Origin of the sequence: Nocardioides sp. (assembly GCF_029937575.1) — a bacterium.
GTDB lineage: Bacteria > Actinomycetota > Actinomycetes > Propionibacteriales > Nocardioidaceae > Nocardioides.
Map to the genome: position 1 here is coordinate 22,691 of NZ_JAPYPS010000040.1, position 11,553 is coordinate 34,243.

The following is an 11,553-nucleotide window of genomic DNA, read 5'->3' on the forward strand; positions in this document are numbered from 1 at the left end:
CGGACGAGCAAACCCCACCCCTGGGTGTGACGGCACACCCCGAGGTGAGCGGCGCTCAGCCGGCTTCGCGCTGCAGCATCAGCGCGATGTCGATCAGCTGGTCCTCCTGGCCACCGATCAGCTTGCGTCGGCCGGCCTCGAGCAGGATCTTCGCGCCACTGACGCCGTAGCGCTCGGCGGCGTTGCCGGCGTGCTTGAGGAAGGACGAGTAGACCCCGGCGTACCCCATCATCAGGGTCATCCTGTCGAGCTGGCACTCCTCCGGCATGGCCGGCTTGATGACGTCCTCGGAGGCATCCACGATCGTGAGGAAGTCGATCCCCGTCTTCCACCCGAGCTTGTCGCAGACCCCGACGAACGCCTCGAGCGGCGTGTTGCCGGCACCCGCACCGAAGCGCCGGACGGAGCCGTCGATCTGGGTCGCTCCCGCGCGGGCGGCGATGACGGTGTTGGCGACACCGAGCCCGAGGTTCTCGTGGCCGTGGAAGCCGACTGTCGCCTCGTGGCCGATCTCGGCGACGACGGCGGCCACCCGGTCGGCGGTCTGCTCCATCACCAGCGCGCCGGCGGAGTCGACGACGTACACGCACTGGTTGCCGGCCTCGACCATGACCCGGGCCTGCTTGGCCAGGACCTCTGGCGGCTGGGTGTGGCTCATCATCAGGAACCCGACGGTCTCCAGCCCGAGCTCGCGCGCCAGCCCGAAGTGCTGGATCGAGGTGTCGGCCTCGGTGCAGTGCGTCGCGATCCGACAGATCTGTCCACCGTTGTCCTGGGCCGCCCGGATGTCGTCCTTGGTGCCGACGCCCGGGAGCATCAGGAAGGCGATCTTGGCTCGCTTGGCCGTCTCGGCCGCGATCCGGATCAGCTCCTGCTCGGGGGTGCGGGAGAAGCCGTAGTTGAACGACGACCCGCCGAGCCCGTCACCGTGGGTCACCTCGATCACCGGCACGCCGGAGGTGTCGAGGGCCTCGACGATGTCGTGCACCTCGGTCGCGGTGAACTGGTGCCGCTTGTGGTGGGAGCCGTCACGCAGGCAGGTGTCGGTCAGGCGGAGGTCGAGCCCGCTCGTGGGGTCGGTGTCGGCCCACGTGCGCGTGAGCGTGTCGCGGGTGCTGGTGTCGGTCATGCGAGGCCTCCGAGCTTGGCGCGGGCGATGTTCTGACCGACCTGGGTGGCGGCTGCGGTCATGATGTCCAGGTTGCCGGCGTACGGCGGCAGGAAGTCGCCGGCGCCCTCGACCTCGACGAAGACCGAGACCTTGAGCTGGCCCTGGGTGGCGGCGGACGGCTCGTCTATCTGCGGCTCCTGGAGCAGCCGGTAGCCCGGGACGTACTCCTGCACCGCCTTCTCCATCGCGAAGACCGAGGCGACGATCGCGTCGCGGCCGTCCTGTCCGATGTCGGGCGAGACGGCGCAGTAGATCGTGTCGCGCATGATCATCGGCGGCTCGGCCGGGTTGAGGATGATGATCGCCTTGCCGCGCTTCGCGCCACCGATCGACTCCACGCCGGCCGCCGTCGTGCGGGTGAACTCGTCGATGTTGGCGCGGGTGCCGGGGCCGGCCGACAGGGAGGAGACCGACGCGACGATCTCCGCGTACGACACCCCCTCGGGGCCCGCGGCGCGGGTGACGGCCGCGACCATCGGGATGGTGGCCTGACCGCCGCAGGTGATCATGTTGACGTTGGCCTTCGCGACGTGCTCCTCGCCGTTGACCGGCGGGATCACCGCCGGGCCCACGGCGGCAGGCGTCAGGTCGATCGCGACGATGCCGGCCTCCTCGTAGCGCGGGGCGTACTCGCGGTGCACGTAGGCGGAGGTCGCCTCGAAGATCAGGTCGGGCAGGACGTCCTGCTTGAGCAGCCAGTCGACGCCCTCGTGGGAGGACTCCAGACCGTTGTCGGCGGCCAGCTTGAGTCCCTCGGAGGCCGGGTCCACGCCGATCATCCAGCGCGGCTCGATGACATCGCTGCGCAGGAGCTTGTACATGAGGTCGGTCCCGATGTTGCCGGGGCCGACGATGGCGGCGGTCAGCTTGGATGCGGACGGTTCGGATGCGGGCACGGTCTCTACTCCTTGAAGGTGACGCTCAGGGGGGCGAACCCGCTGATGGACGCCTCGACCCGGTCGCCGGGGGCGAACGGCACGAACGGGCCCAGGGCCCCGGACAGAATCAGGTGGCCGGCGCGCAGCGGGTCGCCGAACCGCGCAGCTTGTACGGCGAGCCAGCGCAGCGCCTCGAGGGGGTCCCCGAGACAGGCCGCGCCGTTGCCGGCCGACCGCTCCTCGCCGTTGATGCTCAGCGACATGACCACGTCGACGGGCTCGATCTCGCTCAGCGGGAGCCCCTGGTCGCCGACGACGTAGAGGCCGCTCGAGGCGTTGTCGGCGACGGTGTCGGTGAAGGTGATCCCCCACTCGGCGATCCGGGAGTCCACGATCTCCAGGGCCGGCAACGCGACGTCGACGGCGGCTCGCACCAGGTCGAGGGTGATCTTCGACTCGGGGACGTCGATGTCGGCGGCGAGGCGGAAGGCCACCTCGGCCTCGACGCGCGGCTGCAGCAGGGTGGCCATCGAGATCGGGTCGTGGGCCGAGACGTCCATGTCGTCCATCAGGTAGCCGAAGTCGGGCTGGTCCACGCCGAGCTGGTCCTGCACGGCCTGCGACGTGGCGCCGATCTTGCGGCCGACGACGGTGGCTCCCGCGGCCAGGCGACCCTGCACGAGGCCCTGCTGCACGGCGTACGCCGCGGGCAGGTCGTCGGTGCCGATGAGATCGCGTACGGCGGCGCACGGCACCCGCGTCCGCTGCGCCTCGGCCAGGCGGTCGACGGCGGCCCGGATGGCGTCCTGAGAGATCACGGCGCAATGGTAGAACCTGTTACAGTTTTGCGCCATGAGCACCCCTGTCTCCATGCCCGCCGACGGGCTCCCCACCGAGGTCGACGTCGTCGTCGTCGGAGCCGGCGGCGCGGGCATGAGCGCCGCCCTGGCAGCCGCCAAGCGCGGACTCGACACCGTCCTGCTGGAGAAGAGCGGCCACTTCGGCGGCTCCACCGCGCGCAGCGGCGGAGGGGTGTGGATGCCGGGGAACTACGCCCTGCAGGACGCCGGGCAGGCCGACCCGATCTCGGAGTCCAAGCGCTACCTCGACTCCATCGTCGGCGACGTCGTGCCCAAGCAGCGCCGCGACACCTACCTCGACCGCGGGCCCGAGGTGCTCGACTTCATCAAGGCCAACACCCCGCTGCGCTTCACCTGGGTGCCGGACTACGCCGACTACCACCCCGAGGCGCCGGGTGGTCGGGTCAAGGGTCGCAGCTGCGAACCCATCCCGATGGATGCCAGCTTCCTCGGCGACGAGCTCGACCGGCTGCACCCGCAGTACACCAAGGCCCCGGCCAACATGATCGTCACGCAGGCGATGTTCCGCAAGATCAGCCTCGGCCTGCGCACCCTCGGCGGACCGATCACCATGGCGAAGGTGCTGATCAACCGGATCATCGCCGGCCTGCGCGGACGCCGCATGTACGCGATGGGCAACGCCATCGCGATCGGTCTGCGCAAGGGCCTGATCGATGCTGAGGTGCCGCTGCACTACGACACCGAGCTGGTCGACCTCGTGGTCGAGGACGGCCGCGTCGTCGGCGTCCGGGTCCGGCAGGGAGGCGACAGCGGGACCGAGCACGTCGTACGCGCCCGGCGGGGGGTGATCCTCGGCAGCGGCGGTTTCGAGCGCAACCTGGAGCTGCGTGAGCAGTACCAGCCGAAGCCGACGTCGGTCGACTGGACCACCGGCTCGCAGTTCAACACCGGCGCCGGTCTGGTCGCCGGGATGGCGGCCGGAGCGCAGACCGACCTCCTCGACGACTCGTGGTGGGGCCCGACGATCCCGCTACCGAGCGGGCCGTGGTTCTGCCTGGCCGAGCGCAACCTGCCGGGCTCGATCATCGTCAACCAGGCCGGCGAGCGCTACATGAACGAGGCGCTGCCTTACGTCGAGGCGGTCCACGAGATGTACGCCGGCGAGGCCACCGGCGTCGGGCACGTGCCGAGCTGGATGATCATCGACCAGCGCTACCGCAACCGCTACCTCTTCGCCGGGCTGTTCCCTCGCCAGCCCTTCCCCGGTCGCTGGTACAAGATGGGCACCGTCAAGAAGGCCGCCACCGTGGCCGAGCTGGCCGCCGAGATCGAGGTCCCGGCCGAGGCACTGACGGCGACGCTCGAGCGGTTCAACGGCTTCGCCAGGAGCGGTGACGACGCCGACTTCCGGCGCGGTGAGTCGGCCTACGACAAGTACTACTCCGACCCCACCGTCAAGCCGAACCCGTCCCTGCAGGTGATCGACGAGGCACCGTTCTACGCCGTGAAGATCGTGCCCGGCGACCTCGGCACCAAGGGTGGGCTCGTCACCGACGAGCGGGCGCGGGTCCTGCGTCCCGACGGCTCCGCCATCGCCGGGTTGTACGCCGCCGGCAACGTCTCCTCGGCCGTCATGGGTCGCACCTACGCCGGCCCCGGCGCCACGATCGGCCCCGCCCTGGCGTTCGGCTACCTGGCCGCCGAGGACATTGCGAGCACCCCGGCCGGCGTCCCCGCCGGCGACTCCCCCGTCCACCGTGAGCAGGAGACCGCCTGATGCCCATCGACCCCAGCGTCGCCGTCGGCGCCGACCTCGGCGAGCGCACCTTCTCGTGGTCCGAGAGCGACGTGCTGCTCTACCACCTCGGGATCGGTGCCGGCTCCCGCGCGGGCGACAACCTCGCGCCGGCCGCCCTCGCCTACACGCTCGACGACGCGCGGCTCCAGGTCCTGCCGTCGTTCGGCGTGGTGGCGCCGACCTTCCACGAGACCGACCCGCCGCCCCTGGACCTGCCCGGCTGCGACATCAACCTGGCCCAGGTCGTGCACGGCTCGCAGTCGATCAGCGTGCACGGCCCACTGCCCACGTCCGGGACGGCCACGATCCGCACCACGCTCACCGACATCTGGGACAAGGGCAAGGCCTGCGTCATCTGGCAGGAGGGCGTGGTGACTGCTGCCTCGGGTGAGCCGCTGTGGACGGTGCGGTCCTCGATCTTCGTGAAGGGCGAGGGCGGGTGGGGTGGCGACCGCGGCTCCTCCCAGGCGGTCGCCCTGCCCGAGCGCGAGCCCGACGCCGCCACGACGTACGACGTGACACCGCAGCAGGCGCTTCTCTACCGCCTCTGCGGCGACCGCAACCCGCTGCACGCCGACCCGGACTTCGCCAAGGGCGCCGGCTTCCCGGCGCCGATCCTGCACGGTCTGTGCTCCTACGGCATCGTGCTGCGCGAGCTCACCGACGCGTTGCTGGACGGCGACGCGACGAGGGTCGGCGGCTTCGGCGGACGCTTCTCCGGGGTGGTCTTCCCCGGGGAGACGATCGGGGTGAAGGGGTGGCGCGAGGACGGCCGCATCGTGGCCTCGGCCGCCATCGCCGGTGGCGAGCGCGACGGCTCGCCCGTGCTGGCCGACGTGGTGCTCGACCTCGCGTGACCCCGCCTGGGGGCGGCCTCTAGGTTGGGCGCCGTGACGATCCTGGGTACGCCGCTGAGTCCGACCTCCACCCGCGTCCTGCTGCTCGGCTCCGGCGAGCTCGGCAAGGAGCTGGTCATCGAGCTGCAACGCCTCGGGGTGGAGACCATCGCCGTCGACCGGTACGCCGACGCCCCGGCGATGCAGGTCGCCCACCGCAGCCACGTGATCGACATGCTCGACGCGGCCGAGGTGCGACGCGTGGTCGAGCTCGAGCAGCCGCACTGGGTCGTCCCGGAGATCGAGGCCATCCACACCCCGACGCTGCGCGACCTCGAGGCCGAGGGCGTCACCGTCATCCCCACGGCTCGGGCAGCCTGGCTCACGATGGACCGCGAGGGGATCCGCCGCCTGGTCGCCGAGGAGCTGTCGGTGACCACGTCGCCGTACCGCTTCGCCGACACCGCCGAGGACTTCGCCGCGGCCGTCGCGGAGATCGGCCTGCCGTGCGTGGTCAAGCCGGTGATGTCGTCGTCCGGCAAGGGCCAGTCGGTGGTCCGCTCTCCCGAGGACGTGGCGACGGCGTGGGAGTACGCCCAGTCCGGTGGTCGCGCCGGCCAGGGGCGCGTGATCGTCGAGGGGTTCGTGCCCTTCGACTACGAGATCACGCTGCTGACCATCAAGCACGCGAGCGTGGAGGCCCCTGACGACCCGGCCCAGGACCTCGTGTCGTTCTGCGCCCCCATCGGGCACGTCCAGGTCGACGGCGACTATCGCGAGTCGTGGCAGCCCCAGCCGATGGACGGAGTCGTGCTCGCGCGTGCGCGGGAGATGGCCGAGACCGTGGTGCGCGAGCTGTGCGGCCGCGACGGGCGTGGGCTCTTCGGCGTCGAGCTCTTCGTGAGCGGTGACGAGGTCATCTTCTCCGAGCTCTCCCCCCGGCCCCACGACACCGGGCTGGTCACCCTGGTCTCGCAGGACCTCTCGGAGTTCGCCCTGCACGCGCGCGCGATCCTGGGCCTGCCCATCCCCTCGATCCGGGCCCGCGGAGCAGCGGCGTCGTGCGCGGTGCTGGTCGAGGGCGACCGGGTCGCGCCGAGCTTCGCCGGCATCGAGCGCGCGCTCGCGGTGCCGGACACCCAGGTGCGCGTCTTCGGCAAGCCCGAGGTCGTCGGTCGGCGACGGATGGCGGTCACGCTCGCGCTGGGTCTCGACGTCGACGAGGCGCGCGCCACCGCGCGCGACGCGGCGGCCGCCATCACGGTCGTGGAGTAGCCGCCTCAGGCCTTGCGCGCCACGACGTACAGCCGCTCGGTGGTCTCACCCCGCGCGCGGATGGGGCCGCGGCGGTACCACTCGATCTCCGTGAGACCGGCCTGCTCGACGAGCGCGACGACCTCGGCGGGCTCGTTGAAGACGAAGTCGAGGTCGATCTCGCGCTCGAACCACGTCGGGTTGTTGCGGACGTCGCTCCCGCAGTGCATGCCCAGCACCAGCCATCCGCCGGGGGCCAGGGGGCGCACCAGGGAGGCGATCGCCTCGGGCAGCTCGGAGGGCGCCAGGTGGATCAGGGAGTACCAGGCCAGCACGGCCGACCAGCCCTCCGCGGTGGTCGGCCGCATGAGCCGGCGGAGGTCGCCGACCTCGTAGCGGCCCTCGGGGAAGCGCTCCCGTGCCTGCTCGATCATCTCGGGCGTGAGGTCGATCCCGGTGGCCTCGGCGCCTGCCGCGGCGAGGTAGGCCGTCGTGTGCCCGGGACCGCAGCCGACCTCCACGACCGGTCCGCCGGTCCTCTCGTCGGCCGCGTGGGCGATCACCCGGTCCAGCAGCCACGTCTCGAAGGGCTGCTTGTCGTCGAGCAGCTCGTCGGTCAGGGCGGCGGCGTACGCCACAGCGACCGCGCCGTACGACGCGCGGACCTTGGCGTCGCGGGCCTCGGCTCCGGCGGCGAGCACCGACTCCCGGTCGGAGCCCGGCTCGGCCGAGGCTGTAGCCGGCCCCGTCGAGGCGTCGGAGGCCTCGACCGGACCCAGCAGATGGATCCAGCGGTGGTCCTGCTCACGGGGCCGCTTGGGCTGCTGGATCACCAGCGGCGGCTCGGCGGTCGCCATCCGGGCGAGGCAGGCCTCCACCTCGGCGCGGTCGGCGAAGGCGTGGAGTCGTTCGGTGCGGGTCTTGAGGGCGCCCGGCGCCTGGGCGCCTCGCAGCAGCAGGACGGTCAGCAGCGCCCGCTCGTCGGGAGCCCACTCGTGCCGGGCCGCGATGGTCTGGACGTACTTCAGCGTGCGCCGACCGGAGTCCTGCCAGGTGACAGCGACCAGGTCCTGCTCCTTGAGTGCGCGCAGCACGCGGTGCACGGTCGCCTCGTCGTAGTCGGTGACCGGCTCCCGGCTGCTCGACTGGTTGCACGCGGTGATCACGGCGTTGACCGACATCGGGTAGCTCCCGGGCACGGTCACCTCCTTCTCGAGGAGGCTGCCCAGGACGCGTTGCTCTTCGGCGGTCAGCTCGGGGAGGTCACTCACCCAGCCGAGCCTAACGGGGCTGCCACGAGGGCGGCGCCCGCGAGGGCAGAGGCTCACCGCCCGCCGGGTAGACAGGGGCTGTGGCTGCTCCCACCACCGCTCCCCTGACGTGGGAGAGACGTCGGTTCTTCCTGATGCTCGGCGCTCCGGCCCTCGGGATGGCGATGGTCGTCACCGTCATCTCCACCTACCTCCCGGTCCTGGTGGTCGAGGCCTCCGGCCCCGTGCTGGTCGGGGTCCTGATCGGAGCGGAGGGCTTCTTCGGGATCTTCATGCCGCTGCTCGTGGGCACCTGGTCGGACCGGCGCTCCACCACGGTGCGGGACCGGCTGCCCCTGCTCGTCGGTTTCGCGGTCGTCGTCGTGGCCGCGATGGCGGCTGTCGGGGTGACGGCGGGGCTCGGGGCGCGATCGTTCGTCTGGTACGCGCCCGTGCTGGTGCTCGTCTTCGGCGGCTACTACGCGTTCCTGGCGCCGTACTGGTCGATCTATCCCGACCTGGTGCCCGACCAGGAGAGCGGGCGCTCACGCAGCGCCGAGGGCACGATGCGCGTCATCGGCGTCGGCCTGGCGCTGGTCGGCGGCGGGCTGCTCCTGGACGTCTGGGTCGGGTTGCCCTTCCTGGTCGGTGCCGCTGTCGCCGCCGTAGTGACAGTGGTGCTCGTGGTCGCCCTGCGTCCACACCTCTCCGAACCGGTCGAGAAGGACACGTCGGGGCGTCGCTCGCTGGCCACTGCCTTCTCGCTGCTGCGCGAGCCCGGTATCCGGGTGATGTGCCTGGCCGAGGGTCTGTGGAACTTCGCCCTGTCGGCCCTGAGGGCCTTCGTGGTCCTCTACTTCACCGTCGGGCTCGATCGCTCCTCGACCTTCGTCGCGACGGTGATCTTTCCTCTGGTCGCCGTCGGCATCGCGGCCGCGGCCCCGACCGTGGGGTGGCTGGCCGACCGAGTGGGCCAGGTGCGGGTGCTGCTCGTGGCGACCACCGTGTACGCCGTCGGCATGGCGCTGCCCGGCTTCACCTCGGCCTGGTGGGTGATCGTCGTCATCCCGGTGGTGGCCGCCGGCGCGGCGACCGTGATGACATTGCCCTTCTCGGTCCTGATGCGGTTGATCCCCGAGCGCAACCACGGCGCGGCCTCGGGTCTCTTCGGCTTCAGCAGAGGGCTGGGCTCGACCCTGGGTCCGCTCGTCGCCGGGGTGACGATCCTGGTGCTGGCACCCGTGCTCGACGACACCCAGGGGTACGCGGCGATGTGGTGGGTGTGCTCGGCGGCGCTGCTGCTCACGATCCCGCTGCTGTGGCGGGTGCGTCACGACGACCGGTTGTGAGGTCGCAGGTTGGCCGGATGCCGCAGCCTCGGAGCAGCGGACTCGATCGACCCCGGCCTCGCGCTTCGCGCCGTCGCCGACGGAGCGCGCGAGGTGGTGGTCTCGGACGACGACGAAGGCTGCGCGGGACGCAATCAGTAGTCGACCAGGATGGGACGGGCCTCGATGGCCTCGAGCTGGGCCGGGGTGCCGGGGACGGTGAGGGTCTCGGGGATGGCGGTCCAGGGCCCACCGGCCAGGCGGTAGCGGCCGGTGTAGGTGGTGTCGAGGCTGGGCGCGTACTGCTCGGCGCGGGCGTAGTCGTGGGTGACGTCGAGGGCTGGGTACGGCGCGCCAGGGGTCGCGGTCTCGAGGCTGGTCCCGTCGCCGAAGTGCCAGGTGTAGGTCGTCGGCGTGGCCTCGATGAGCACGCTCTGGTTGAGCAGGGTGACGCGTTGGCGCTGAGACTGGTCGTCGTCGGTGTAGAAGTTGGTCTCGAAGTTGACCAGGGTGCGGCCGTCGGGCGGCTCGATGACCAGCTCGCTCTCGGGCCAGGACAGCCGGCGGAAGGCCCGCAGCACCCGGGCGGGAGTGACCTGCTCCTGCTCTGCGGCTTCCTGCTCGCTCACGCAGGTCTCGCCGACCTTCTCGCCCTCGAGGAAGACGTCGTACTTGGTGCCGTCCACACCATCGACGACACAGGGCGCGCCCTCGTAACACACCGCTTGGGCACCGACGCCGCAAGTTGGCCCGTAGTCGTAGTTCACCTCGGTGGTTTGCTCGGCTCCTGGCAACGAGGCGAGCGAGGCTGGTCCTTGATAGGAGAAGTCAGCGCTTTGGAGGTCGACATTCGCTCCGCCAGAATCGTCACCCGCCGCCGACGCTGAGGCGAAACACGTGAACGCGACAGCACTCGCCGCAGCTCGGAACCCGAGTCTGCCTTTCATGCCGACGTCCTGGATGCAGAGGTGACGCTCCACTGACCGGATACCCGCGACACGTTTACTTGGTAGCGGTTTGTCCCTCCCGAGAACTCTTGCTCGACCTTGCCTTCGGCGCTCAACACCTGGCTCGCTGGCGAACTCAGCTCGTATTCATAAATGAGCGTGCCTTGAGCCTTCCCAACGCGTTGCAGACCCATAACCGCGTGCTGCCCGTCCAGCTGGATTGTGCCGCCTGCGCCATAGATGACCTTGACCGAGTCAGCAAGGCTTTCGCAGGATTCGCAGTCCGCACTCATGGACAAGTACGCATCCGTCTTGCCAGTGACTTGCATACCGAAGGCCTCGTCCTGCCACCGCTGGATGAAGTCCTTGGCGCTCTCGGTCTCTGCTTCCGGCGTCGGGGTGGACGACGGCGTCGGCTCCGGCGAAGGCGCGGCGGTAGTGCTCGGGGCCGGCTCGATGATCGGCTGCGGATCATCCGAGCAGCCGGCCAGAGTCAGGGCGAGCAGAACCGCCACAGAGGTCGCGAGCAGACGAGTGCGCATCGAGTAGTGCCTTCCGAGAAACGATGTCGGCACCGAAACTACCCGCGACCACGCCGATGCACACCCCCGAACTCATGGTCTGTGGACAACCGGCCTACGTCCGTAGCGGGTAGGTCTGTCCGGTGGCGTGTGCTTGGTGGTGGTGGAACGGGCACAGCAGTACGGCGTCGCGAGTGTTGGTGTGCCCGCCGTCGGCCCAGGGGGTGGTGTGGTGGACGTGGCAGAACGCCCCGGGGATGTCGCAGGAGGGGTGTTGGCAGTGCTTCTGCTCGACGAGCAGGGCGAGGCGTTGGGCTGGGGTGTGGAACCGCTGGTCTCGGCCGAGGTCGAGAACGTGACCGCCCGTGTCCATGACCGCGGGGAACGCCTTGGCCTCGCACGCCAACCGGATCAGCTGCCCGGGTGAGACACCTGTGCCGGTCTCGGTGTGACCTGCCTTCTCCGCACCGTGGGTGAACGTCTCGGCCGCTGCGGTGATCACCACGGTCGCAGCCAGGCCACCCTGCTTCGGGAGAGCGTCGAGCGGGTAGCGCTCGATGTACTCCATGAACGCGAGCCCGAGCTTGTGGGGGGTGGGCTTCTCGTAGTCGTAGGCACCGGCACCCTCGGTGGCACGCACGTGCTTGGGCGAGGCGAGTGCTTGGAGGGCTTTGCGGAACATCTCGGCCTGCAGCTCGGGGAGCACGAAGTTGCCGCGGATGGTGCCGTCGCCACCGTTGCGGAACGTG

Annotated in this window: 11 protein-coding genes; 4 read left to right on the top strand and 7 right to left on the bottom strand. The window is 70.5% G+C overall.

The genetic code is table 11. From position 1 onward, the window contains the following. Positions 1-55 precede the first annotated feature (55 nt). From dmpG to Q1K33_RS13770, 3 genes are read right to left on the bottom strand one after another with little or no spacing between them, the layout of a single operon-like run. Positions 56-1,129 carry a 4-hydroxy-2-oxovalerate aldolase gene (dmpG, locus tag Q1K33_RS13760; RefSeq protein WP_300404892.1) on the bottom strand — a complete coding sequence of 358 codons (1,074 nt, stop codon included), beginning with the start codon at positions 1,127-1,129 and terminating at the stop codon, positions 56-58. After that, a complete protein-coding gene (locus Q1K33_RS13765; protein WP_300404894.1) occupies positions 1,126-2,067 on the bottom strand; it encodes an acetaldehyde dehydrogenase (acetylating) in 942 nt (313 codons plus the stop codon). The genes dmpG and Q1K33_RS13765 overlap by 4 nt, the downstream gene beginning before the upstream one ends. A gap of 5 nt (positions 2,068-2,072) precedes the next feature. Then, positions 2,073-2,867, bottom strand: coding sequence for a fumarylacetoacetate hydrolase family protein (locus Q1K33_RS13770; RefSeq protein WP_300404896.1), 795 nt, complete (start codon positions 2,865-2,867; stop codon positions 2,073-2,075). Between the two features lie 34 nt (positions 2,868-2,901). Between Q1K33_RS13770 and kstD the strand changes: the two genes are divergently transcribed. The 3 genes from kstD to purT are packed head-to-tail and all read left to right on the top strand — an operon-like array spanning position 2,902 to position 6,779. Beyond that, complete coding sequence (kstD, locus tag Q1K33_RS13775) at positions 2,902-4,647, top strand: 3-oxosteroid 1-dehydrogenase (RefSeq protein ID WP_300404898.1); 1,746 nt, start codon at positions 2,902-2,904, stop codon at positions 4,645-4,647. Further along, complete coding sequence (locus Q1K33_RS13780) at positions 4,647-5,525, top strand: MaoC/PaaZ C-terminal domain-containing protein (protein ID WP_300404900.1); 879 nt, start codon at positions 4,647-4,649, stop codon at positions 5,523-5,525. Before kstD ends, Q1K33_RS13780 begins: the two co-directional genes overlap by 1 nt. Positions 5,526-5,558: 33 nt before the next feature. Beyond that, positions 5,559-6,779 carry a formate-dependent phosphoribosylglycinamide formyltransferase gene (gene purT, locus Q1K33_RS13785; protein WP_300404902.1) on the top strand — a complete coding sequence of 407 codons (1,221 nt, stop codon included), beginning with the start codon at positions 5,559-5,561 and terminating at the stop codon, positions 6,777-6,779. Between the two features lie 5 nt (positions 6,780-6,784). On the opposite strand, the gene Q1K33_RS13790 is transcribed toward purT, so the two are convergent. Beyond that, positions 6,785-8,029, bottom strand: coding sequence for a DUF480 domain-containing protein (locus Q1K33_RS13790; RefSeq protein WP_300404904.1), 1,245 nt, complete (start codon positions 8,027-8,029; stop codon positions 6,785-6,787). 80 nt (positions 8,030-8,109) lie between these two features. Here Q1K33_RS13790 and Q1K33_RS13795 point away from each other — a divergent pair, with 80 nt between their 5' ends. Next, positions 8,110-9,357, top strand: coding sequence for an MFS transporter (locus Q1K33_RS13795; protein WP_300404906.1), 1,248 nt, complete (start codon positions 8,110-8,112; stop codon positions 9,355-9,357). Between the two features lie 134 nt (positions 9,358-9,491). Here Q1K33_RS13795 and Q1K33_RS13800 read toward each other — a convergent pair whose 3' ends face one another. From Q1K33_RS13800 to Q1K33_RS13810, 3 genes are all read right to left on the bottom strand, one after another. Beyond that, positions 9,492-10,022, bottom strand: coding sequence for a hypothetical protein (locus Q1K33_RS13800; protein ID WP_300404908.1), 531 nt, complete (start codon positions 10,020-10,022; stop codon positions 9,492-9,494). 257 nt (positions 10,023-10,279) lie between these two features. Continuing rightward, entirely contained in the window at positions 10,280-10,825 is a 546-nt protein-coding gene (locus Q1K33_RS13805; protein WP_300404910.1) for a hypothetical protein, read from the bottom strand. A 94-nt stretch (positions 10,826-10,919) separates the two neighbouring features. Next, the coding region (locus tag Q1K33_RS13810; protein WP_300404912.1) for an HNH endonuclease signature motif containing protein at positions 10,920-11,553 on the bottom strand (634 nt) is incomplete at its 5' end.